This is a genomic window from Micrococcus sp. Mcc28 (assembly GCF_024519775.1).
GTDB classification, from domain to species: Bacteria; Actinomycetota; Actinomycetes; order Actinomycetales; family Micrococcaceae; genus Micrococcus; species Micrococcus luteus.
Window position 1 is genome coordinate 1 of record NZ_JALJRH010000023.1, and the last position, 22,544, is coordinate 22,544.

Here is a 22,544-nt window from a genome sequence, read left to right on the forward strand (position 1 = left end):
TCATGATTCTTACCGTTCCTCTCGGTACGGCTTACACAGACCATCTGACACGCCCGGGCCCACTCGTCTCATCTCAGCCCGGTACGGATGTCAAGAACCTCATGACCCACAACACCTAGCGTGGGCCCATGACGGATTCTCCCCTGCACCTCGACCACCCCGACGCCCCCCGCATCATCGTGCTCGGCGCGACGGGCTACGCCGGATCCCTCGTCGTGGACGCCCTCGTGGCCCAGGGCGCACGGCCCGTGCTGGCGGGCCGAAACCGGGACTCGCTCCAGCACGCGGCGAGGCGGCACGACGGGCTGGAGGTCGCCGTCGCCGACGCCGGGGACCCCGCCTCGCTGAGGGCCCTGGTCACGGAGGGCGATGTGCTGGTCTCCACGGTCGGCCCCTTCGAACGCTACGGCCGGCCCGTCGCCCGCGCCGCCGCGGAGAGGGGCGCGCACTACGTGGACTCGACCGGTGAGATCGGCTTCGTGAAGGACCTCAAGGCGGACCTGGACGCCACCGCCCGACGCACGGGCGCCACCCTGCTGCCCGCCCTCGGCTTCGACTACGCGCCGGGCATGCTCGCGGGCGGGCTCGCGCTGGCGCAGGCCGGTGGACGCGCACGGTCCCTGCAGATCGGCTACTTCGCCGACGGCGAGCTGGACCCGCGCGTCGACCTCAGCCACGGGACGCGCCAGACGATGGTGGACGCCCTCACCGAGCGGACGATCACGTGGCGCGGCGGGCGGCTGGCGACGACGGGCCCGGCCAGCCGGTCGGCCGTCTTCCGGGTCGACGGGCAGGATCGCCGCGGCGTGCTGTTCGGCGGCACGGAGTCCCTGTTCCTGCCGCGGATGCAGCCCGGCCTGGATGAGGTCGAGGTCTTCAACGGCTGGTTCCCGGCCCGGCCCACGCAGATCGGCGCCGCCGCCCTCGGCGCGGTGGGGTGGCTCCCCGGCGTCGCCCGCGGCGTGCAGGCCCTGCTGCGGCCCTTGGCCGGGGACCCGGGTGGCCCCGACGCCGCAGACCGGGCCCGCACGGGCTCCCGAGTCGGGGCGATCGCGCGGGACGCGGCCGGCCGCGTCGTGGCGGACGTGCACCTGCGCGGCCCCAACGCCTACACGTTGACCGGGGACCTCATGGCCTGGGGCGCCCGTCAGCTCGCCGCAGGCCGGGCCCGCGAGGCCGGCGTCGTCAGCCCGATCCAGGCGTTCGGCCTCGACGACTTCGAGACGGCCTGCGCCGCGGTCGGCCTGGTGCGGGCATGATCCCGACGACTGACCCCGCCCGTGGCCCTCAGCGGGGGCGACGCCGCGGGCGGCTGATCCAGGCCAGATAGGCGCTGCCGCCGGTCAGGGCGGCGCCGCCGGCGGCCACCACCGGCCCGGCGAAGCGGCCGAGCCGGTCCTTGTACGCCACGAGCACGTTCGTGCCGCCGGTGATCATCGCGGCCACCACCATGGCGGCCACCACCCGGTCGCCCGTCCGCTCGAGGCGCGTCACGAGCGGCTCGAGCTCGCTCGCGCGGACGGTGACGTCGATCCCGCCGTCGTCGATGCGTTCCATCACCTTGCGGGCGTACTCCGGCAGGTCGATGCCGAGCTCGGCCGCCGCGATCGTGGCCCGGCCGATCCGGCCCGCCACCCGCCGGGGGTCGAGGTGCTCCCCCACAAGGCGCAGGGCGAACGGGTCGAGCACGCGGGTGTAGTCGAAGCCGGGGTGCAGGCGGCGGCCGATGCCGTCCACGATGATCAGCATCCGCAGCAGCTGCACGAGCTCGGGCGGCAGGGACAGCCGGTGGCGCCGCACCAGGGCGAAGATCTCCGAGATCAGCTGCGCCACGCGGATGTCCTCGAGCTCGCGCCCCTCGAGGCGGCCGACGATCCGGGCCACCTCCAGCCGGAGCCGACGGCGGTCCACCGGGCCGCGCGGCGGGGCGATGTCCAGCAGGGCCCGCACCAGCCCGTCGGTGTCCTGCCGGGCCAGCGCCATGGCCAGGCCCGCGAACCGGCGTCGAAGGGACGGGGAGATCCGGCCCACGGAGCCGAAGTCGATGAACCCGACGGTCCCGTCCGGCTCGATGAACAGGTTGCCCGGGTGCGGGTCCGCATGGAACACGCCGTGCTCGAACACCATGGCCAGCAGCACGTCGGCGGCCCGGTACGCCAGCTCCTCCCGGTCGATGCCGGCGGCGTCGAGTCCGGCCAGGTCGTCCACGCGCAGCCCGGAGAGCTCCTGCATGGTCAGCACGCGCGAGGTGGTCAGGTCCCACTCGATCCACGGGAACCGCACGCCCGGGGTGTCCCGGAAGCCGGCGGCGATCTCCTCGCAGGCCCGCGCCTCCACCACGTAGTCGAGCTCGGCGCGCAGCGAGCGGTCGAACTCGTCCACCATGGCCGGCACGTCCAGGTCGGCGAAGGTCCGTGAGGCCCGCGACCACGTGGCCGCCAGCGTCCGCAGGATCTCCAGGTCCGCCTGGACCTGCTCCACCACACCGGGCTTGCGGACCTTCACGACGACGGCGCGCCTGTCATGCAGGCGCGCGCGGTGGGCCTGACCGATGGAGGCGGTGGCCAGGGGCGCCCGGTCGAACCAGGCGAACAGGGTGTCGACGTCGGCGCCGAGGTCCTCCTCGACCGTCCGGGCGACGGCCTCGAAGGGCACCGCCGACGTGCTGTCCGTGAGGCGGGCGAACGCCGCGCAGTAGGCCTCGGGGAACACGTCCGGGCGCGCCGAGATCAGCTGCCCGAGCTTCACGAAGGTGACGCCCAGCTCCTCGAACGTGCGCACGAACAGCTCGGGGCGGGCCTCGGCGTCGATGCCCAGGTGCGGCTCCCCCTCCTCGAGGGGCAGCCACCGGGAGAGCCCGGCCTGCACGGCCGTGGCCATGAGGCCGTTGCGGGCCATGACGTGGGCGATCTCGCGGTAGCGCTGCAGGTGGAGGGCCATGACGCCCACGCTACCGACCGCGCGGAGGGACGGGCCCCGCCGCTCAGTCCGCGTACCGGAGCATGCCCGGCCGGACCCGCGCGTCGGCCCCGATCCGCATCCCGTCCGCGAGCGCGCCCGCCGCCCGCAGCTCCCGCAGCCGCGCCAGCACCCGGTCCCGCACGTCCCACGGGCTGAGCGTGTTGACGTTGATCTTGGTGGCGCCCTCGAAGCCGGCGAGTGTGGAGACGCGCCACTTGAGCATCACGCGCCAGGGCATCGGGGACGCGACGCCGGGCGGGCGGGTGTGCCATTCCTCGTTGGAGGGGACATCGGGCCCGGTGGCCGCGTGGGCGGCGTGCAGCAGGTCGGACACGGCGCGCAGCTCGGCCGCGGACTGCCGCCACGGCTGCCCCACCGGGCTCGTGGAGTAGACCTCGACCGTCGGGTACCGGTGGCCGAAGCCGGCGAACATCACGGCGTGCTCGTTGGCGGCGATCACGAGGTCGTGCGCCACGGCCACGTCCAGCGCGGCGTGGTTGAACACCTGCGGGTCCTCGCGCAGCCGGCCCAGGGCGGCGGCGTTCTGCGCGCCGACCTCGTCGATGGCCACGAGCTGCTTGTGCAGGTGGTCGAAGGAGGCGCCGGCGGGCTTGAGCCAGTTCTGGAACACGGAGACGTACTGCACGGCGAGCGTGGTCGCGTAGAGGTCCCGCATCGCGTCGGCGGTCAGGGCCAGGAACGCGTGGTGCTCGTCCGGGGTGAGGGTGCCCGAGGAGGCCAGCTGGTGGTCGTCCACGGCCCCGTCGACGAAGTGCCGCCGAGCGATCACGACGTCGTGCGTGCCGCCGAAAAATGCGGCCGACGCCCCGATCAGCTCCGCCTCGGACATCGCCGCCGCCTCCTCGGCGGAGCGGCCGGAGGCGCGCAGCTTCGCGGCGACGACGGCGCGCACGTGGGCGCGGCCGGCCTCGGTGGCCAGGTATTCGTCACGGCGGCGGCGCGCGTCCGGGGGAAGTTCATAGCCGTGGTTGAGACGCCAGTAGTCGTAGCTGAGGATCTCGAAGAGGTTGGGGACCCGGCGGAAGGCCGGGGTCGTCTCCTCGAGCCGCTCCGCGGCCGGGTGCCGCAGGATCTGCCAGGCCGGGGCGCCGTCGTCGGCCCTCATGGAGACGATGCGTGACTTCTCCGGCGGCGTCTCCAGCATCCGGTGCTCGCAGAAGGCGCAGTGCCGGCCGTGCTGGGCGGGGTCGAGCGGCTGCGGGGCGGGGCGGACGAGGCCGAGCGGGCGGTGGCCGCGGCCGGGCACGGTCCAGACCTCGGTACCGGTGAAGGGGTTGCGCTGCTTGACGGTGCCGTCCGGCAGTCGGGTGAGGGGCTCGCTCACAGACGGGTGCACGAGGCCAGGATACGAGGCGGTGCCGGCCCGGGCAGGCCGGCGCCGACGCGCCCGCCGGTCAGAACTCGAGCAGCACCTTGCCCTTGGCATGGTGGGATTCGAGACGCTCGAACGCCTGCTCCCAGTCGGCCAGGGGGTAGCGGCTGTCCACGGTCACGGCCAGCTCGCCGGCGTCCACGAGCCGAACGAGCTCGGCCAGGCCCGCCCCGTCCGGATGCATGAGGAAGAACTCGTAGGTCACCCCGGCCTTCTTCGCGGCCCGGCGCACCTTCGCACTGGCCACCCGGGAGACGACGGCGGCCAGCGGCCGACGCGACGGGCGCGCGGTCTCACGAAGGCTGCCGGGGCTCGGCGGGCCCGCGATGGTCACCAGCCGGCCGCCGGGCTCGATCGAGCCGAGCAGCTCGGCCATCTGATCACCGCCGATGAGGTCGAACACCTTGTCGAAGCGTTCGCCCCCCTCTGCGACGGTGCGGGCGCGATAGTCGATCACCGCGTCGGCGCCGGCCTCGCGGACGTACGGCTCACCCGCCGCGGAGGCGGTCACGGTCACGTGCGCGCCGCGCAGGTGTGCCAAGCGCGTGGCGATCAGCCCGACGCCGCCGGCGGCCCCGGTGATCAGCAACCGCTCCCCGGGCTGCAGGTCCAGGTGCTCCGGGCCGAGTGCCTGCTGGGCGGTCAGGCCGGCGAGCGGCAGGCCGGCCGCGTCCGTCAGGGGCATGCGGGCGGGCGCGGCGGCCACCCAGTCCGCGCGCACCGCGGCCAGCTCGGCGAACGCCCCGTGGCCGGAGGGGTCCACGCGGGTGATCACCGCGTCACCCGGGGCGAACGCGGTCACCCCGGCGCCCACGGTCTCGACGATGCCGCTGAGCTCGTTGCCGGCGACCGTGGGGAAGTCGTCGGGGGCGATGGCCTTGAAGTCGCCTTCGCGATGCATCGCGTCGACGGGGTTGAGGCCGACCGCGCGGGTGCGGATCAGCACCTCACCGGCGCCGACCGTGGGGGCGGGGACGTCGGTGAGGGCCATGGCCTCACGGCCGCCGTAGGACTGGAGGACGAGTGCTCGCATGACGCCGAGCCTAGGCGCGCCGCCCCGGAGTGCCGAGCCCTGTTCGCCGTCGTCGATCACGCAGGGCGGGCCCCGTGACCTCCGGCGTGATCATCCCCACGGCCACCCGTGATGCGGGTACGCTGATCGCTGTTCCACGTCACAGCGCTCTCGCTCGACTCGTCTCACCCGCACGGAGGCCTCACCCATGTCGTCCCGCATCCACCACCCCGGCCTCCGGTCGAAGGTGATGTCCGCCGCGGAGGCGGCGGCGTTCATCCAGCACGGCACCACCGTGGGCATGAGCGGGTTCACGGGGTCCGGCTACCCGAAGGCCGTGCCGATGGCGCTGGCCGAGCGGGCGAAGGCGCTGCACGCGCGCGGCGAGGAGTTCCGCATCAACCTCCACACGGGGGCGTCCACCTCCGCGGAGATGGACGGCGCGCTGGCCGAGGCGGACGCCGTCGCGCTGCGCACCCCGTTCCAGTCGGACCCGACGATGCGCGCCAAGATCAACGCTGGCGCGATCGAGTACATCGACACGCACCTGTCCCACCTGGCGCAGGCCGTGTGGAACGGCTTCTACGGGCCCATGACCACGGCGGTGATCGAGGTGTCCGGGATCCGCGAGGACGGCCGTCTCGTCCCCAGCTCCTCCGTGGGCAACAACAAGTCCTGGATCGACCTGGCGGATCAGGTGATCCTCGAGGTCAACTCGTGGCAGAGCGAGGACCTCGAGGGTCTGCATGACGTCTACTACGGCACCGCGCTGCCCCCGCACCGCTCGCCGATCATGCTCACCCACCCCGCAGACCGCATCGGTGAGACGTACCTGCGGTGCGATCCGGCCAAGGTGGTGGCCGTCGTCGAGACCCACGCCCCGGACCGCAACTCCCCGTTCAAGCCCGCCGACGCGGACTCGATCGCGATCGCCCAGCACCTCGTGGAGTTCTTCGAGCACGAGGTGGCCCAGGGCCGGTACGACGAGCGGCTGCTGCCGCTGCAGTCGGGCGTGGGCAACATCGCGAACGCGGTGATGTCCGAGCTCGTGAAGTCCCGGTTCACGGGCCTGTCCGCGTTCACCGAGGTGGTGCAGGACGGCATGCTCGACGCCCTGGACTCCGGCACCCTGGCGACCGCGTCCGCGACCGCGTTCTCCCTGTCCACCGAGGCCGCCGAACGGTTCAACGACAACGCCGCGAAGTATCGGGACAAGCTGATCCTGCGCACCCAGGAGATCTCCAACCACCCCGAGCTCGTGCGCCGCCTCGGCATCCTCGCCATGAACGGCATGCTCGAGGCCGACCTGTACGGCAACGTGAACTCCACGCACCTGATGGGCACGAAGATGATGAACGGTCTCGGCGGCTCCGGCGACTTCGCCCGCAACGCGTTCACCTCGTTCTTCCTCACCCCCTCCACGGCCAAGGGCGGGGACATCTCCTGCATCGTGCCGATGGTCTCGCACGTGGACCACACCGAGCACGACGTGCACGTGGTGGTCACCGAGCAGGGGCTGGCCGACCTGCGCGGCCTCTCCCCCAAGCAGCGCGCCCGCACGATCATCGACACGTGCGCGCACCCGGACTACAGGGAGCAGCTGCGGGACTACTTCGACCGCGCGATGCGCGAGTCGGACGGCCTGCACACCCCGCACCTGTTGGGCGAGGCCCTGTCCTGGCACCAGCGCTTCCTCGAGACCGGGACGATGCGTCACGGCTGACGGCCCGCCGGGCCGGACACCTGCGGAACGGGCCGCGCCTCGCGGCGGGGTGAGGTCACGCCGGCTCCGGGCACGTGCCCGGAGCCGGCCCAGGACCGCAGGACCGGCGACGGCGTCAGCGGCGCCCGCCCTGCTCCCGCTCGGGGATTCCCGCGGCCCACAAAGCGGCCGCGATGAGGGCGGGCTGGCCGAACAGCCGCGCCAGGCGGCGGCCATCGGTGTCCAGCCCGAAGCCGTCCTTGCGCTCGGCGTACTGCCCGATGTTCCCGGGGTAGATCGCGGTGTAGAAGGCCGCCAGGGCGGTGCCGGTCAGGCGGCGCTGCCCGGGGAGCGCCAGCAGAGCGGCCCCGAGGCCGATCTCGGCCACGCCGGATCCGAGCACCACGAGGTCCGCCGGGAGCGGGACCCACGAGGGCACCTGGGCACGGAACTCACGGCGTGCCACGGTGAGGTGGGACAGCCCCGCGGCGGTCATGAACCCGCCGAGGCCGAGGCGGGCGGCGGTCTGGGAGAGGGGGGCGGGCTGCCGGTGCTTCGTCATCACGCCTCCCCGAGCTCGAGGACGACGTCGATGTTGCCCCGGGTGGCGTTCGAATAGGGGCACACCTGATGCGCCTGCTCCATGAGGGCGCGGGCCTGATCCGCGGGGACATTGGGGAGCACGACCTCGAGGGTGACCTCCAGGCCGAAGCCCTCACCCTGGCGGCCGATGCCCACGCGCGCGCCGACGGAGGAGTCGGTGATGTCGGCACGGGAGGCCCGGGCGACCATCTGCAGGGCCGAGTGGAAGCACGCGGCGTAGCCGGCGGCGAACAGCTGCTCGGGGTTGGTGCCCTGGCCGGAGCCGCCCATCTCGGTGGGCACCGCGAGGTCGAGGTCGACCCGCCCGTCGGTGGTGCGGACATGGCCGTCGCGGCCGGCGCCGGTGCTGAGCGCCTCGGCGGTGTAGATGGTCTCCATGAGAGGTCCTTTCATCCGCCCGCCCCGTGCGGGACGAGTCGGCTCCAGCCTGCCACCCGGTTAGGTCGCGCGCAACCAAGTCGCTCCCCAGCGACCACTAGAATCGCTCCCATGGATGCCGCGCCGACCCCCAGCCTCGCCCTCGAGGACCAGCTCTGCTTCGCCCTGCACCGGGCGGCGCGCGCCGTCACGCGCGGCTACGGCCCCCTGCTCTCCCGCCTCGGCCTCACCTACCCGCAGTACCTCGTGATGCTCACCCTGTGGCAGGTGGAGAGTGACGCCTCGGCTGAGACGGAGGCGTCGACGTCGGACGCCGCCGGCGCGCTGGGGGTCGGCGCGCTGCGGGACCGGCTCGGCATGGACAACGGGACGATCACACCCCTGGTGCGGCGCCTGGCCGGCATGGGGCTCGTCACGCGGCAGCGCGACGTCCACGACGAGCGACGCGTGCTGGTCCGGCTGACGGACGAGGGACGAGCGCTGCGGGCGTCCGCCCGGACGGTCCCGGTGGACGCCCTCACCCGGATCCCCCTCGACACCACCGAGCGCCAGGTCCTCATGGACCTGCTGAACCGGATCACCGAGGCCGCCGGGCCGCGCTGAAACGGCGGGAGCGGCCCGCGCGGAGCGCGGGTCAGCGCGCCCGGTCCAGGATCGCCCGGGCGACGGCGTCCGCCTCGCGCTCGGGCAGCCAGTGGTCCGCGTCGAGCGCCACGAACCGGTACTCCCCCGCCACCTGCCCCGCCGTGAGCTCGGCGGCCCGCGGCCCCAGGGCCGCGTCCCGGGTGCCCCACACATACGTGGTGGGGACCGACACGGGCGCGCTGCTCGTGGTGGTCACCAGATCCGGGTTCGCCCGATACCAGTTCACCGGGCCGCGCAGGCTCTGCGGGGTGGAGAACCGGCGGGCGTAGTGCTCCGCCCCGGGGACCTGCCCCCGTTGCAGCAGGGAGCCCAGCCGTCGGGCGAGGATTCGTTCGGGGAGGGCCGGCGCCTGGAAGGCGGCGATGTACCAGCTGCGGCGCAGCTGGTCCGGGCCGCGCAGGGCGCGGGCCAGGGCGGCCGGGTGCGGCGTGGACAGGACCGTCAGGGACGCGACGCGCTCGGGGTGGGCGGTGGCCAGCGCCCAGGCGACGGCGCCACCCCAGTCATGGCCGACGACGTGGACGCGCCGCGCCCCCGCCGCGTCCGCCAGCGCGACGGCGTCCCCCACGAGCGCCGGGAGGCGATAGGCCGCCGTCGCCCGCGGAGCGGCCCCCGGGGAGTAGCCGCGCTGATCCGGGGCGAGCGTGCGCAGCCCCGCGGCGTGCAGCAGCGGTTCGACATGCCTCCAGGACGTGGCGTCCTGCGGGAAGCCGTGCAGCAGCAGGACCACCTCCCCCTCGGCCGGCCCGCCGTCGCGGACGTCGAAGGTCAGGCCCTGATGCCGGAAGGTGTCCATGCCGCCCCCGAGTGCGCCGTCGCCCGTCACAGCCGGACGAGCATCTTCCCCGTGTTGGCACCCTCGAGCAGGTCGATGAACGCCTGGGGTGCGTTCTCCAGCCCCTCCCGGACGGTCTCGTCCCACTGGATCTTCCCGGCGGCGACCCACGGGCCCACGCGCTCCAGGAACTCGGGGCGGACCTGCGCTGCGTACTTCTGCAGGACGAAGCCGCGCAGGGTCAGGCACTTGCCGATCGCCAGGGCGAGGTTGCGCGGGGCGGCCGGCGGCTCCGTCGAGTTGTACTGGGCGATCGCGCCGCACATCGCCACGCGGCCGTCGACCCGCATCGCGGCGATGGCGGCCTCGAGGTGGTCGCCGCCCACGTTGTCGAAGTAGACGTCGATGCCCTCCGGCGCCGCCTCGGCCAGCAGATCGGTGGGCGAGCCGTCGTGGTAGTCGAACGCGGCGTCGAAGCCCAGCTCCTTCACCCGCGCCACCTTCTCGGGCGTGCCCGCCGAGCCGACCACGCGCGAGGCGCCCAGCAGGCGGGCGATCTGGCCGGCGACCGAGCCGACGGCCCCCGCGGCGCCCGAGATGAAGACGGCGTCGCCCTCCTGCATCTCGGCCACGTGCACGAGGCCGGTGTAGGCGGTCAGACCCGTCATGCCCAGCACGCCCAGGTAGGTGCTGTCCGAGAACTGGGAGGTGTCCACGACCTGGACGGTGTCGCCGTCGAGGACGGCGTGCTCGCGCCAGCCGCGGCCGTGGAGCACGGACGTGCCCTCCGGCACGTCCGCGTGGCGCGAGGCGATCACGGTGCCCACCGCGCCGCCGTCGAGGGGGGCGTCGAGTTGGAACGGAGGCACGTAGGACTCGACGTCGTTCATGCGGCCGCGCATGTACGGGTCCACGGACATCACGGTGTTGCGCACGAGGACCTGGCCCTCGGCGAGCTCGGGGAGCTCGACCTCCGTGAGGCGGAAGTTCTCCGGCGTCGGGGCGCCGTGGGGGCGGGAGGCGAGGTGGATCTCGCGCGTGCGGGTGGGGGTGCTCATGGTGGTCTCCTCGGGGTCGGGGCGGCGGGCTCGGTGGAGGGTCAGCGCGCGAGCAGGTCCAGGAGGCGGCGGGCGGCGTCGGCGGAGGAGGCCGGGTTCTGGCCGGTCACCAGGGTGCCGTCCGTGACCACGAAGCTCTCCCCGTCCGGGCCCTTGCGGTAGTCCGCGCCGGCGGCGATCAGCGAGTCCTCGACGAGGAACGGGACGACGTCCGTCAGCTGGGCGGCCTCCTCCTCGCCGTTGGTGAACCCGGTGACCTGACGGCCGCGCACGAACGGGGTGCCGTCGGCGGCGGTGATCGGGTGCAGGATCCCGGGCGCGTGGCAGACGAGGCCGAGCGGGCGCCCGGCCGCGTCGCTGTCGAGGATGATCCGCGTGGAGTCGGCGTCGGACACCAGGTCCCACAGCGGGCCGTGACCGCCCGGGTAGAAGACGGCGTCGAACCCGTCCACGTCCACCTGCGCCAGGGGCGTGGTGTGGGCCAGGGCGGCCTTGGCCTCCTCGTCCTGGTCGAACCGGCGGGTGGCCTCGGTCTGCATCTCCGGCTTCGAGCTCGTCGGGTCGATGGGCGGCTGGCCGCCGCGGGGCGAGGCGAGGGTGACCTCGTGGCCGGCGTCCGTGAAGACATAGTAGGGCGAGGCGAACTCCTCGAGCCAGAACCCGGTCTTGCGGCCGGTGTCGCCCAGCTGGTCGTGCGAGGTGAGGATCATCAGGATGCGGGACATGTCTGGGGCCCTTTCGTCGGTGGGGACTGAACTCTCATGGTCGTACACAACCGAATCTCGGGCAAGGGTGACGGTGCCCGGGTCGTCAGCGCTCCGTCACCCGCCCGTCCTGGACCTGCCAGCGACGGTCGGTGCGGACGGTGTCCAGCATGCGGCGGTCGTGGGTGACGAGCAGCAGGGCGCCCTCATAGGTCTCCAGGGCCTGTTCGAGCTGCTCGATGGCCTCCAGGTCCAGGTGGTTGGTGGGCTCGTCGAGCACCAGGACGTTCACCCCGCGGGCCTGGAGCAGGGCCAGGGATGCCCGGGTGCGCTCGCCGGGCGAGAGCTCGTCCACGGGGCGGTTCACGTGGTCGGCCTTGAGGCCGAACTTGGCCAGCAGGGTGCGCACCTCCCCGGAGGCCATCTCGGGCACGAGCGCCTCGACGGCCGCGGCGAGCGGGACGGTCCCGGCCAGCAGCGAGCGCGCCTGGTCGATCTCCCCGATCTGCACGCTGGACCCCAGGGCGGCCGTGCCCTCGTCCGGGGCCTGGCGGCCCAGCAGCGCGCGCAGCAGGGTGGACTTGCCGGCCCCGTTGGGCCCGGTGATGCCGATCCGCTCCCCCGCGTTCACCTGGAGGGACACCGGGCCGAGCGTGAAGCCTCCCTGCCGGAAGACGGCGTCGTTGAGGGTGGCGACCACCGAGCTGGAGCGCGGCGCCGCACCGATGGTGAACTCCAGCCTCCACTCCTTGCGCGGCTCCTCCACCTCCTCCAGGCGCGCGATGCGGCTCTCCATCTGCCGGACCTTCTGGGCCTGCTTCTCGCTCGACTCACTGTTGGCCCTGCGGCGCAGCTTGTCGTTGTCCGGGGACTTCTTCATCGCGTTGCGCACGCCCTGGCTGGACCACTCCCGCTGGATGCGGGCGCGGGAGACGAGGTCCTGCTTCTGCTCGGCGAACTCCTCGTACTTCTCCCGGGCCTGGCGGCGCAGGGTGGCCCGCTCCTCGAGGTAGGCCTCGTAGCCGCCGCCGTAGACGCGGTTGGTGCGCTGGGCGAGGTCGAGCTCCAGGACGCGGGTGACGCAGCGGGCCAGGAACTCGCGGTCGTGGCTCACCAGCACGACGCCGCCGCGCAGCTCCTGCACGAAGGCCTCCAGGCGGGTCAGACCGTCGAGGTCCAGGTCGTTGGTGGGCTCGTCCAGGAGCACGACGTCGAAGCGGGAGAGCAACAGCGCGGCGAGGCCGACGCGGGCGGCCTGCCCACCGGAGAGGGAGGTCATGAGGACCTGTTCCGGGGAGGCGGAGAGGTCGAGGCCGAGGTCGGCCAGGACGGCGGGGATGCGCTCCTCCAGGTCCGCGGCGCCGGAGGCCAGCCAGCGGGTGAGGGCGGTGTTGTAGCGGTCTGCGGCGGCGTCCGTGACGTCCGGGTCCGCCAGGCCCGAAGCGGAGGCGTCCATCTCTCGAGTGGCCTCGGCGCAGCCGGTGCGGCGGGCGATGTACCCGGCGACCGTCTCCCCCGGCACCCGCTCGCGCTCCTGCGGCAGCCAGCCCACGAACGCGTCGGCCGGGGCCAGGCTGACCGTGCCGGCCTGCGGCGCGAGGTCCCCGCCGAGGATGCGCAGCAGGGTGGACTTGCCCGCGCCGTTGGCCCCCACGACGCCGACGACGTCCCCGGGCGCGACCGTGAGGTCCAGATCCTCGAAGAGCGTGCGGTGGCCGTGGCCGCCGGCGAGGCCGGAGGCGACAAGGGTGGCGGTCATGGTGCTCCTGACGGAAGTGCGGCGGGCGTCAGGCCATTCTGCCGCGACTGAGCTCCACGAGCTTCTCGGCCCGGGCGCGCGTCGCCTCCTCTCCCGCCGCGATGGCGACGCCGGAGCTGCGGAAGTCCGCGACCGTCATCCCCTCGATCGGCGGGCTGATGAGCACGTCCGGCCGGTAGAGCGAGAGCCGGACGGTGGTGAGCTGGGCCTGCATGACGTCGATCGCCCGCATGGCCTGGCGCAGCGACGTGGCGGGCGAACGGCGGGTGCGGGTGCGCGCCCCGGGCTCCGGCCGCTCCAGGGGCTCGAGCGTGGTGGCATCGACGGCGATCACCCGCTGCGCGCCCAGGAAGCGCACCCCGTCCACCGGGATCTGGTTGAGGATGCCGCCGTCCACCAGCACGGAGTCCCCCACGGTCACCGGCTCCAGCGCGCCGGGGTAGGCGGTGGTCGCCTGGATCGCGGTGATGAGGTCCCCGGTGTGCAGGTAGCGGGTCTGGCCCTCGACGACGTCGGCCGCGGTGAGCACCAGGGGAATCTGCAGCTCCTCGAAGGTGTCCGGGAGCAGCTCGCGGAGCCAGGCCCGCAGCCTCTCGCTGGAGAGGATGCCGCCGGTCAGGCCCCAGTTGATGAGCCGCGGCCAGTCCACGCTCCGCTCGATCTTCTCGAGCGAGGCGGCGTCATGACCGGCGGCTATGAGCGCGCCGAGGAGGCCGCCCATGCTCGTTCCCGCGAGCACGTCCGGGCGGATGTCGAGCTCCTCGAGCACCCGCCAGACCCCGATGTGGCACAGCCCGCGCGCTCCTCCGCCGCCCAGGGCGAGGCCCAGCCGACCCGTGGGCCGTTCGTCATGCATCATCGGCCCAGTGTGCCACGGACATGACCGTGAAGGGAGCGATGCCGGTCAGTCCGTCTCCGGCAGGCCGGCGGCCCACAGGGCGGCGGCAGACGAGGGCGCGGAACGCCTGCATCGGTCCCTCACCGTCCTGACGACCACCGGGTTCCTGGGCGGCGTCGAGATCACGATCGGCCTGCTCGCGTACCTGCTCACGCTCCACGAGACGGGCAGCCACCTTCTGGCCGGACTCGCGTTCTCCATCGGCCTGGTCAGCCTGTTCCTCGCCCACTCCGAGCTCTTCACGGAGGGGTTCTACTACCCGATCACCGCGATCGCCGCCGGCCGGGGCACGTGGATGGAGCTGCTGCGTCTGTGGGCGGTGACCCTCGTGATGAACCTCCTCGGCGGCACCGTGATGATCGCCCTCGTGGTGGCGGGGTTCCCCGACCTGCACGGCACCCTGGCCGAGAGCGCCCACCACTTCCTGGACATCGGCTTCAGCTGGCAGGGCGCCGCCCTGGCGGTCCTGGCCGGGGTGGCGATCACCCTCGTGACGCGGATGCAGGCCGGGACGGACAGCCCGACGGCGATGATCGTCGCGTCCGTCGCCGGAGCCATCGTCCTCGCCGGCGGTTCGCTCTTCCATTCGGTGATGGACTCGATCCTCATCATCGGAGCCATCCTGTCCGGAGCGCACGGCGTGGGGTGGCTCGAGTGGCTCAGTTGGGTGTGGTGGGTGATCCCCCTGAACATCCTCGGCGGGCTGGCGCTGACGACGGCGCCGCGCCTGCTGCGTTCCAAGGAGGTGCGGGAAGAGACGGGGCGGTGAGGGCAGGGCCCGAATGACAGGGATCAGACGGCGTCCCGCGTCCCGTCGGCGGCGGGCTCGGGCAGCTCCTCGGTCACCCGGGAGGTGTTGGGGAAGACGAAGCGGTAGCTGAGACCGGCGACCGCGGCGCCCAACAACGGGGCCACGAAGAACAGCCAGACCTGGCCGAGGGCGTCCCCGCCCGCGAACAGGGCCACGCCGAAGGAGCGAGCGGGGTTCACGGAGGTGTTCGACACGGGGATGGAGATCAGGTGGATCAGCGTGAGGGTCAGGCCGATGGCCAGCGGCGCGAAGCCGGACGGAGCACGGCGGTCCGTGGCGCCGAGGATGACGTAGAGGAACACGGCGGTCAGCAGCACCTCGGTCAGGAACACCGCGCCCATCGAGTAGCCCGCGGGCGAGAGTTCGCCATAGCCGTTGGTGGCCAGGCCGTTCTCCGCAAGCGAGTAGCCCGGACGACCGGAGGCGATCGCCAGCAGCACGCCGCCGGCCGCCACGCCGCCCACGAGCTGGGCGATCCAGTACGGCACAGTGAGCTTCCACGGCAGACGACCCGCGAGCGCCGCACCCAGGGTGACTGCCGGGTTGAAGTGACCGCCGGAGACGTGACCCACGGCATAGGCCATGGCCACCACGGTCAGGCGAAGGCGAGGGCGACGCCGAGGAAGCCGATGCCCATGTTGACGCCTGTGGCGTCGTCGATCACGGATGCGGAGAACACGGCAGCGCCGTCCGTGGGACCGTCCCGCCGTTGCCTGGGCGCACCGTCTCGTCCCGCGTCCACCCTCCTGACCGCGCCGCCACGATCACGCCCGCAGACCAGGCAGCGGCCCTCATCCGGGACGGGGACGCCGCCGGGCACCGCTCGTCCGGCCGGGGGCCGGGCCTCAGCCCGCCGGCTGATCCACCCCCGCGGCGGGACGCCCGTCCTCCAGGTAGACGCAGTGCGCGGCGTCCCAGGCGGCGTCGACGCGGCGGGCGATCGCCGGGCGCAGGAGCTTCCGGGCCTCCTGGCACGTCACGAAGCGATGCTCGGAGGCCTCGTCCTCCTGCAGGCGGATGGCGGCGACGTCCGCGGCAGTGAGCGGGTGGACGGCGCGGAAGAGGAAGCGCAGGCCGATCCGGCCGTCGGCCTTGCTGGGCCGCGTGTCGACGGCGACGAGCCGCCCGGCGGTCACCTCCAGCTTATGTCCCGCGCGGCGGGCGCGCACCGTGCGGACGGCCAGGATCAGCCAGGCGAGCACGGCCAGCGCGGCGAACACCGCGGGCAGCACGTGCCCCAGGAGCACGGAGGAGGCGACGGCGGCGAGGAACGCGGCCAGGTTGAGGACGACGTCGTACATCGGCGCGATGAACCGCCGGTTCACCACGTGGAGCCCGGCGATCGCCACGCCGCACGCGAACGTCACCGAGAGCAGGAGGTTGACCACCGGGGGAGGGTATCAGCGGCGGTCGAGGCGGACGGCCTCGAGCATGCGGCGGTCGTGGGTGACCAGCAGCAGGGCGCCGTCCTAGGCCTCGAGGGCCTGCTCCGGGCGTTCGAGGCCTGCAGACGGGCGTCAGCCTTGCCGGGCATAGGCGTGCTCGCGTTGCGTCACTGACCCTTTGCGTCATGGCCGCGAGGCTTTGTCCGCGAGAGGCGGGCATCCCCTCGCTACGCTGAGGCCATGGCGACGGTTCTCCTCGTGCGGCACGGCCGCACCACGGCCAACGCGACCGGACTGCTGGCGGGCCGCACCCCCGGGGTCAGCCTGGACGACCACGGACGGGAGCAGGCGGCCCGCACCGGGGATCGGGTCGCGGCCGTGCCCGTGGCCGCGGTGGTGGCCAGTCCCCTGGAGCGGTGCGCGCAGACGGCCCGCGCCCTCCTCGATCGCCAGCCGGGGACGGTGCCCTCGCTGGTCGACGACGACCTCACCGAGTGCGACTACGGCCAGTGGCAGGGGCGCGCGCTCAGCGACCTGGCCACCGAGTCCCTGTGGGCGACGGTGCAGACCCAGCCGTCCGCCGTCGTCTTCCCCGGTGGGGAGTCCATGGCGGGCATGCAGGCCCGCGCAGTGGCGGCGATCCGCCGGCACGACGCCGCCGTAAAGGCCGAGCACGGGCCCGGGGCGGTGTGGGTGGCGGTGAGCCACGGGGACGTCATCAAGTCGATCCTGGCCGACGCGCTCGGCACGCACCTGGATCTGTTCCAGCGGATCGAGGTGGGGCCCGCCTCCGTGTCCATCGTGAGCTACGGTCCGGCCCGCCCGCGAGTCTGGGCGACCAATACCGACGCCGGGGACCTGTCCTGGCTGGCGACCCTCGGCCCGTCCGACGACGCCCCGGTGGGCGGCGGCGCAGGCACGGGCACCGGTGCGGTGGACGAGCGGACGCCTAGGATCGTGGCATGACTGATGCACCTGCCCCCGCCCATGAGTTCGACTGGCCGGATCGGGTCGTGATCGGGACGCTCGGGCGTCCCGGCGCCCGCACGTTCTACCTGCAGGTGCGCACCGGGCCCCGGCTGGTGAGCCTGGCGCTGGAGAAGCAGCAGTCGGCCCTGATGGCGGAGATGATCGACGAGATCCTCGACGATCTCATGGCGCTGGAGGGCAACCCGCACAGCGTCCCGGCCAGCACGCCCGTGGAACTCGTGGACAACGATCCGCTGGACCCGGTGCAGGAGTGGTTCCGGGTGGGGGCCATCGGCCTGGGCTGGGACCCCACCACCGCGCAGGTGCTCATCGACGCGCACCCCCTCTCCGACGACGACGCCGACCCGGCGCTCGAGGCGGACGCTGAGGCCGTGCGCGTGCGCATGCCCGTCGGCGCGGCCCGGGCGTTCGCCCGGCGCACCCGGGAGGTCGTGGACGCCGGGCGTCCGTTCTGCTCGGACTGCGGCCAGCCCATCGACCCCGACGGCCACGACTGCACTCTCCCCGACTCCTGATGAGCGCCGCGGACGTGCCCGCCGGCGAGCTGGTGGCCGGGGAGCTGACGCTCACCGGCCGCATCACGACGGCGTCCAACGCCACGTTCCTCGGCGCGATCGGTGACACCCCGGTGGTCTACAAGCCGGTGGCCGGCGAGGCCCCGCTGTGGGACTTCCCCGCGGGCACCCTGGCCCGCCGGGAGGTGGCCGCGCACCTGGTGTCCGAGGCGCTGGGGTGGGACATTGTGCCGCGCACCTGGCTGCGCGACGGCCCCTTCGGCGAGGGCATGGTGCAGCTCTGGCAGGAGCAGGATCCTGAGCAGGACGCCGTGGACCTGTTCCCGGCGGACGAGGTGCCGGCCTCGGGGTGGCTCACGATCCTGGAGGGCGAGGACGAGGACGGGAATCGGCTGGCCCTGGCCCATGAGGACTCGGCGGCGCTGCGCAGCATGACGGTGTTCGACGTGATCGTCAACAACGCCGACCGCAAGGGCGCCCACATCCTCGCCATGTCCGGCGGTCACCGGTACGGCGTGGACCACGGGCTGACCTTCCATGTGGAGGACAAGCTGCGGACCGTGCTGTGGGGGTGGCTGGGCGAGGCGCTGAGCGAGGAGGAGCGCGACGGCGTCGCCCGGGTTCTCGACGGGCTCGACGGTGAGCTGGGGCGGGGGCTGGCGGGGCTGCTCAGTGCCGAGGAAGTCGAAGCCTCGGCCGAACGCTGTGCCCGGTTGCTCGAGGACGGGACCTTCCCGGCACCGAGCGGCCTGACGCCGGCCGTGCCCTGGCCGCTCTTCTGACGGGCCTGAGGCGTCAGCGCGGCCGCAGGGACAGCGGGCGCACTCAGTCCACGAGCCCCGCCGCGGCACCGGCCGCACGGTAGTCCGCGGCGAGCGAGTCCAGGGTGGCGTGAGCGTTGAGCCCGCTGGGGTTCGGCGCCACGAACAGCCGCGTGCCCGGCCACGGCGTCTGCTGCTCCCCCAGCACCGCCTTCGGGCGTCCGAACGCCTGCCGGTAGGCCGTCACCCCCAACACAGCGACGACGGCCGGCGCATGCGCTGCCACGAGCGCGTCCAGGCGGGCGGGGGCGGCGGCGAGCTCCTCCGCGGTGAGCTCGTCGGCGCGGGCGGAGGCCCGCGGGACGAGGTTGGAGATCCCGATGCCGCGGGCGTGCAGCTCGGCGAGGTCCTCGGCCTTGTAGCCGTCGGAGGCGTCGATCAGGTGTCGGGTGAGCCCGGCGCGGTGCAGGGCCGGGTAGAAGCGGTTGCCGCGGCGGGCGAAGTGCGCACCGGTGGCGGCGCTCCACAGGCCGGGGTTGATGCCGATGAACAGCAGCCGCAGCGGGTCCGGCAGCAGGTCGGGGACGGTGCGGTCGCGGAACTGCTGGAGCTCGGCCTGGGTGAAGCGCATGTCAGTAGTGATACCTCGCCTGGAGGATGATCAGGTCCTCGCCGTCGACGAGGTAGACGAGCCTGTGCTCCTCCGTGATGCGTCGGGACCATGCCCCGGGCGCGCCGTACTTCAGCTGCTCGGGCTTGCCGATCCCGTCGAAGGGATCACGCAGGGCGGCGTCGATGAGGGTGTTGATCCGCTTGAGGACCTTGCGGTCCGTGGTCTGCCAGTGCGTGTAGTCCTCCCAGGCCGAGCGGTCCCACACGAGGCGCACTCAGGCGTCCCCGTCCATGCGGTCCAGAGCGTGCTCCTCGACGCTCCCTGCGCGGGCGCGCTCGTAGGCGTCCAGCAGCCGGCGGGCGTTGGCCGGGGAGCGGAACAGGTAGGCGGTCTCCTGCCAGGCGGCGTACTCGTCCGCGGGCATGAGGACGGCATTCCCCTTGCGGGAGACGATCTCTACGGCGTCGCGGTCCGCATTCACTCGCTCGATGAGCGGGAACAGGGTCTTGCGGGCTTCACTGGCGCTGATGGACATGCTGGCCTCCTCGGGTGCGATGTGGTACTTGCTTATGGTACCAGTTGGGGCTGTCGAACTCGGGGGGGTGCCGTGCGGGATGCAGATCTCCTTGCCCTCGTGGTCCGTGGGCGCGGCGACGGCGTCCCCTGCTCTCCCAGGAGCGCCTTGGGCTTCCCGAAGATGTCCACACCCGCTCTCCTGACGCAGGCCCCCGCGGGCCGTTCTATTGTCCTGAGGACCATCGAGACGGCCGAACCCTGTTCGCCACAACATCGCCGTTGAAGTCCCATCTGCCCTAGGGCGTGTCTCCCTTGTCGGTGGTGAGGCTCGCGGCAGGCTGGTCGGGTGAGGTCGACAGGGTCGCGGTATCAGGTGTTCACGGACGAGCAGTGGGAGCGGATCGAGCCGTTGCTGCCCTCGAATCAGGGCCGGCGTGGGCATCCCTTCGGGGAGCACCGCAGGGTGGTGGAGGGCATCGCCTACCGGTATCGGACCGGGGTCCCGTGGCGGGATCTGCCCCGGGAGCAGTTCGGGCCCTGGCAGACGGTGTGGAAGCGCCACCGCCGCTACGCCGCGGATGGGACCTGGGATCGGGTGCTGACCCACGTGCTGGCCGAGGCCGATGCGGCCGGGATGATTGACTGGGCCGTCTCGGTCGATGCGACCATCGCCCGGGCCCATCAGCACGCCACGAACACCACTCGTCCGGACCAGGACACAGGGGGCCGGGGCGAATCACAAGAAACTGCCGCTGGATGAGGTTGAGCCGCCCGGGCACGGCATCGGGCGTTCCCGCGGCGGGCTGACGACCAAGATTCACCACGCCGTCGATGGCCGCGGCCGGCCGCTGGCCGCGATCGTCACCGGCGGGCAGCGCAACGACGAGGCCGTGCTGGCGCAGGTGCTGGCCGAAATCCAGATTCCCCGACTCGGCGCCGGCGCCGCCCGAGCCTGCCCGGAGGCGGTGATCGCCGACCGGGCCTATGCCACCGGAGTGATTCGCAACGAGCTGCGCCGCCGCCGAATCACCGCGGTAATTCCGGAGAAACGGGACCAGATCGCGGCCCGAGCCCGTCGCGGCAGCCGCGGCGGGCGGCCGCCGGCCTTCGACGCCCAGGCCTACCGCGGGCGCAACGTCGTGGAACGCCACTTCGCCCTAGCCAAGCAATGGCGCGGCTTGGCCACTCGTTACGACAAGCTAGCGATCACCTACCGCGCCGCCGTCACCCTCTGCGCCATCTTCACCTGGCTACGCGCATAAGGGAGACACGCCCTAGCCCAGAGAGGAAGGGGTCGCTGTGCGCGGTGACTGCGGGCTTACACAGCCCGCTGACGTCGTGGCAGCGGCCCTTCTCCTGCGGCGTATCGCTCATCACCAACAGATCGAGGAACCGCGATGACAGGAACTGACGACGGCGTTGCCACGACGCGTTCACCCGAGGTAGCAGCGATCGGGGGTGGGATCGTTGGTCTGTCGACGGCGTACGCGCTGCGGGAGCAGGGCGTGCCGGTGCGTTTGTACGAGGCTGGTCTGCCCGGGACGGGTCAGTCCGGAGGCGAGTCGCGGATCTTCCGACATGCCCACGACGACCCGCGACTCGTTGCTTTCGCGTGCGAAAGCCGCGGCGTCTGGGATGAGTGGGCCGAACACTTCAACGTCGGGCTGGTCTCATCAGACGGTGTCCTGGCGATCGGAGACAGCGCCCTGGCGCGGCTGCGGGTGCTCAACCAGGTCGGCGGCGTGGAAGCGCACGAGATCGACGCGGTCGCGGTCACCCTGCTCAGCGCCGTGGCCCGGACCAGCTGACCGGCGCACCACTCCCCTTACGTGACTTGGACGGGGGCTCTCCATGCACCGGGGTCCTGGGCACCGCACACCGCAACCCACTGGGACTGCCGGGCAGAACTGGTCCTGCCCGAAGGCTCCCGCCCCGGCGGCCGAGAACCCGGTGTACCGTTCCGAGCACGAGCCCGACTGACAGGAGCGATGTGATGGAGAATCGATCGGAAGGCCTGCCCGCGGAGCAGCCGGTGGGCGAGCTGGAGGAAGTGGCCCATTTCCACGGCGCCATGCTCACCGGCGTCACGGTCTCGCACCGGGGGCGGATCTTCGTCAATTACCCGAAGTGGGGCGATGACGTCGCCTTCACGGTGGCCGAAATTCGCGACGGCGAGGCGGTGGCCTACCCGAACGAGGCCATCAATCGCACAGATTCCGACGACCTGGCGAACACCCTGGTCTCGGTGCAGAGCGTGGTGGTGGACCCTGCCGATCGGCTGTGGATCCTGGACACCGGAAGCCCGCTATTCAAGCCCACGACCTACGGCGGGCCCAAGCTCGTCTGCGTCGACCTGACCAGCGACACAGTGGTCAAGACCATCCTGTTCCCCCAGGATGTCGCGTTGCCCACCAGCTACCTCAACGACGTGCGCTTCGACCTGCGCCGCGGAGCCGAGGGCGTCGCCTACCTCACCGACTCCTCCGACCAGGGACCCAACGCGCTGGTGGTGGTGGACCTGGCCACCGGTCAGAGCTGGCGGCGGCTGCACGAGCACCCCTCCACGAAGGCCGAGCCGCTCACAGACTTCATGCCGGTTGTCGAGGGCCGCCCGATGGTCGCCCGCCAGGAGGACGGGACCGTGGCGCCGGCGATCGCGATGGGCGCGGACGGAATCGCCATCGGCGCCGACGGCGCCCGCCTCTACTACTGCCCGCTGGCATCCCGGCGGCTCTACAGTGTGGCTACCGACGCGCTGGTGGACCGAGCCCTGGATGAGGCGGCGGTGGCCGCGACCGTGCGTGATGAAGGCGACAAGGGCGGGGCCGGCGACGGCCTGGAGTCCGACGCACAGGGCAACGTGTATGCGACGAACTACGAGCACAACGCGGTGCTGCGGCGTCGGGTCGACACCGTCGGGGCGTGGGAGACCGTGGTCAGCGACCCTCGGTTGCTGTGGCCGGACACGCTCTCGGTCGCGGCCGACGGCTACCTCTACATCACCGCGAACGGGCGTGTCAGATGGTCTGTGTAAGCCGTACCGAGAGGAACGGTAAGAATCATGA

Annotated in this window: 26 protein-coding genes and 1 pseudogene; 10 read left to right on the top strand and 17 right to left on the bottom strand. The window is 72.6% G+C overall.

Annotation, left to right across the window (positions count from 1 at the left end; all coding sequences use genetic code 11):
- Positions 1 to 128: 128 nt before the first annotated feature.
- Positions 129 to 1,259, top strand: coding sequence for a trans-acting enoyl reductase family protein (locus NR073_RS10290; RefSeq protein WP_036316417.1), 1,131 nt, complete (start codon positions 129 to 131; stop codon positions 1,257 to 1,259).
- A gap of 28 nt (positions 1,260 to 1,287) precedes the next feature.
- Here the strand turns inward: NR073_RS10290 and NR073_RS10295 are convergent, their stop codons facing one another.
- From NR073_RS10295 to NR073_RS10305, 3 genes are all read right to left on the bottom strand, one after another.
- A complete protein-coding gene (locus NR073_RS10295) occupies positions 1,288 to 2,940 on the bottom strand; it encodes an AarF/ABC1/UbiB kinase family protein (RefSeq protein ID WP_256748796.1) in 1,653 nt (550 codons plus the stop codon).
- A 43-nt stretch (positions 2,941 to 2,983) separates the two neighbouring features.
- Positions 2,984 to 4,306: a DUF4921 family protein gene (locus tag NR073_RS10300; protein ID WP_256748797.1), complete on the bottom strand. Its 1,323-nt coding sequence runs from the start codon at positions 4,304 to 4,306 to the stop codon at positions 2,984 to 2,986.
- 70 nt (positions 4,307 to 4,376) lie between these two features.
- Positions 4,377 to 5,387, bottom strand: a complete 1,011-nt coding sequence (locus NR073_RS10305; protein WP_036316411.1) for an NADP-dependent oxidoreductase — start codon at positions 5,385 to 5,387, stop codon at positions 4,377 to 4,379.
- 187 nt (positions 5,388 to 5,574) lie between these two features.
- Between NR073_RS10305 and NR073_RS10310 the strand changes: the two genes are divergently transcribed.
- On the top strand, positions 5,575 to 7,089 hold the full coding sequence (locus NR073_RS10310) for an acetyl-CoA hydrolase/transferase family protein (RefSeq protein WP_256748798.1): 1,515 nt from the start codon (positions 5,575 to 5,577) through the stop codon (positions 7,087 to 7,089).
- 115 nt (positions 7,090 to 7,204) lie between these two features.
- Here NR073_RS10310 and NR073_RS10315 read toward each other — a convergent pair whose 3' ends face one another.
- Positions 7,205 to 7,630, bottom strand: a complete 426-nt coding sequence (locus tag NR073_RS10315) for a hypothetical protein (RefSeq protein WP_256748799.1) — start codon at positions 7,628 to 7,630, stop codon at positions 7,205 to 7,207.
- Positions 7,630 to 8,049, bottom strand: coding sequence for an organic hydroperoxide resistance protein (locus NR073_RS10320; protein WP_002855232.1), 420 nt, complete (start codon positions 8,047 to 8,049; stop codon positions 7,630 to 7,632). Before NR073_RS10320 ends, NR073_RS10315 begins: the two co-directional genes overlap by 1 nt.
- Before the next feature lie 111 nt (positions 8,050 to 8,160).
- Here NR073_RS10320 and NR073_RS10325 point away from each other — a divergent pair, with 111 nt between their 5' ends.
- Positions 8,161 to 8,652 carry a MarR family winged helix-turn-helix transcriptional regulator gene (locus NR073_RS10325; protein WP_256748800.1) on the top strand — a complete coding sequence of 164 codons (492 nt, stop codon included), beginning with the start codon at positions 8,161 to 8,163 and terminating at the stop codon, positions 8,650 to 8,652.
- A gap of 31 nt (positions 8,653 to 8,683) precedes the next feature.
- On the opposite strand, the gene NR073_RS10330 is transcribed toward NR073_RS10325, so the two are convergent.
- The 5 genes from NR073_RS10330 to NR073_RS10350 form a co-directional block, all read right to left on the bottom strand.
- Positions 8,684 to 9,490 (bottom strand): alpha/beta fold hydrolase, encoded by an 807-nt coding sequence (locus tag NR073_RS10330; protein WP_256748801.1) that lies wholly within the window; start codon positions 9,488 to 9,490, stop codon positions 8,684 to 8,686.
- Positions 9,491 to 9,516: 26 nt separating this feature from the next.
- Complete coding sequence (locus NR073_RS10335; protein WP_069941693.1) at positions 9,517 to 10,527, bottom strand: NADP-dependent oxidoreductase; 1,011 nt, start codon at positions 10,525 to 10,527, stop codon at positions 9,517 to 9,519.
- A 41-nt stretch (positions 10,528 to 10,568) separates the two neighbouring features.
- Positions 10,569 to 11,252 carry a type 1 glutamine amidotransferase domain-containing protein gene (locus NR073_RS10340; protein WP_069941694.1) on the bottom strand — a complete coding sequence of 228 codons (684 nt, stop codon included), beginning with the start codon at positions 11,250 to 11,252 and terminating at the stop codon, positions 10,569 to 10,571.
- An 85-nt stretch (positions 11,253 to 11,337) separates the two neighbouring features.
- Entirely contained in the window at positions 11,338 to 12,990 is a 1,653-nt protein-coding gene (gene abc-f, locus NR073_RS10345; protein WP_036340837.1) for a ribosomal protection-like ABC-F family protein, read from the bottom strand.
- Positions 12,991 to 13,018: 28 nt separating this feature from the next.
- Positions 13,019 to 13,849: a patatin-like phospholipase family protein gene (locus tag NR073_RS10350; protein WP_010080497.1), complete on the bottom strand. Its 831-nt coding sequence runs from the start codon at positions 13,847 to 13,849 to the stop codon at positions 13,019 to 13,021.
- Positions 13,850 to 13,856: 7 nt separating this feature from the next.
- Here NR073_RS10350 and NR073_RS10355 point away from each other — a divergent pair, with 7 nt between their 5' ends.
- A complete protein-coding gene (locus NR073_RS10355) occupies positions 13,857 to 14,657 on the top strand; it encodes a formate/nitrite transporter family protein (RefSeq protein WP_078025878.1) in 801 nt (266 codons plus the stop codon).
- A 23-nt stretch (positions 14,658 to 14,680) separates the two neighbouring features.
- Here the strand turns inward: NR073_RS10355 and aqpZ are convergent, their stop codons facing one another.
- The 4 genes and pseudogenes from aqpZ to NR073_RS11375 all read right to left on the bottom strand — a co-directional run.
- A complete protein-coding gene (aqpZ, locus tag NR073_RS10360; protein ID WP_306274575.1) occupies positions 14,681 to 15,283 on the bottom strand; it encodes an aquaporin Z in 603 nt (200 codons plus the stop codon).
- Between the two features lie 11 nt (positions 15,284 to 15,294).
- The gene (locus NR073_RS11195) at positions 15,295 to 15,441 is read right to left on the bottom strand and encodes a hypothetical protein (RefSeq protein ID WP_306274576.1); all 147 of its coding nucleotides are present in this window, start codon (positions 15,439 to 15,441) and stop codon (positions 15,295 to 15,297) included.
- A gap of 103 nt (positions 15,442 to 15,544) precedes the next feature.
- Positions 15,545 to 16,087, bottom strand: coding sequence for a hypothetical protein (locus NR073_RS10365; RefSeq protein WP_206495966.1), 543 nt, complete (start codon positions 16,085 to 16,087; stop codon positions 15,545 to 15,547).
- A gap of 12 nt (positions 16,088 to 16,099) precedes the next feature.
- A pseudogene (locus tag NR073_RS11375) lies at positions 16,100 to 16,201 on the bottom strand (ABC transporter ATP-binding protein); the annotation flags it as partial.
- 123 nt (positions 16,202 to 16,324) lie between these two features.
- Here NR073_RS11375 and NR073_RS10370 point away from each other — a divergent pair.
- The 3 genes from NR073_RS10370 to NR073_RS10380 are packed head-to-tail and all read left to right on the top strand — an operon-like array spanning position 16,325 to position 18,371.
- The gene (locus tag NR073_RS10370; protein ID WP_256748802.1) at positions 16,325 to 17,050 is read left to right on the top strand and encodes a histidine phosphatase family protein; all 726 of its coding nucleotides are present in this window, start codon (positions 16,325 to 16,327) and stop codon (positions 17,048 to 17,050) included.
- Positions 17,047 to 17,589 (top strand): DUF3090 domain-containing protein, encoded by a 543-nt coding sequence (locus NR073_RS10375; protein WP_049145873.1) that lies wholly within the window; start codon positions 17,047 to 17,049, stop codon positions 17,587 to 17,589. Before NR073_RS10370 ends, NR073_RS10375 begins: the two co-directional genes overlap by 4 nt.
- The gene (locus tag NR073_RS10380) at positions 17,589 to 18,371 is read left to right on the top strand and encodes an SCO1664 family protein (protein WP_256748803.1); all 783 of its coding nucleotides are present in this window, start codon (positions 17,589 to 17,591) and stop codon (positions 18,369 to 18,371) included. The genes NR073_RS10375 and NR073_RS10380 overlap by 1 nt, the downstream gene beginning before the upstream one ends.
- Before the next feature lie 43 nt (positions 18,372 to 18,414).
- Here the strand turns inward: NR073_RS10380 and NR073_RS10385 are convergent, their stop codons facing one another.
- From NR073_RS10385 to NR073_RS10395, 3 genes are read right to left on the bottom strand one after another with little or no spacing between them, the layout of a single operon-like run.
- Positions 18,415 to 18,981 (bottom strand): mismatch-specific DNA-glycosylase, encoded by a 567-nt coding sequence (locus NR073_RS10385; RefSeq protein WP_041103934.1) that lies wholly within the window; start codon positions 18,979 to 18,981, stop codon positions 18,415 to 18,417.
- A 1-nt stretch (position 18,982) separates the two neighbouring features.
- Positions 18,983 to 19,237 (bottom strand): Txe/YoeB family addiction module toxin, encoded by a 255-nt coding sequence (locus NR073_RS10390; protein ID WP_041103932.1) that lies wholly within the window; start codon positions 19,235 to 19,237, stop codon positions 18,983 to 18,985.
- Entirely contained in the window at positions 19,238 to 19,498 is a 261-nt protein-coding gene (locus tag NR073_RS10395; RefSeq protein ID WP_036340860.1) for a type II toxin-antitoxin system Phd/YefM family antitoxin, read from the bottom strand.
- A 327-nt stretch (positions 19,499 to 19,825) separates the two neighbouring features.
- Here NR073_RS10395 and NR073_RS10400 point away from each other — a divergent pair.
- The 3 genes from NR073_RS10400 (at position 19,826) to NR073_RS10410 (ending at position 22,513) form a co-directional block, all read left to right on the top strand.
- Positions 19,826 to 20,741, top strand: a protein-coding gene (locus NR073_RS10400; RefSeq protein ID WP_256748804.1) for an IS5 family transposase whose coding sequence is annotated in 2 segments (ribosomal slippage) — positions 19,826 to 20,200 and positions 20,202 to 20,741 — 915 coding nt in all. Because the reading frame shifts where the segments join, the coding sequence is not laid out codon by codon here.
- 135 nt (positions 20,742 to 20,876) lie between these two features.
- Positions 20,877 to 21,287, top strand: a complete 411-nt coding sequence (locus NR073_RS10405) for an FAD-dependent oxidoreductase (RefSeq protein WP_070708869.1) — start codon at positions 20,877 to 20,879, stop codon at positions 21,285 to 21,287.
- A 185-nt stretch (positions 21,288 to 21,472) separates the two neighbouring features.
- Positions 21,473 to 22,513, top strand: coding sequence for a major royal jelly family protein (locus NR073_RS10410; RefSeq protein WP_256748805.1), 1,041 nt, complete (start codon positions 21,473 to 21,475; stop codon positions 22,511 to 22,513).
- Positions 22,514 to 22,544 lie beyond the last annotated feature (31 nt).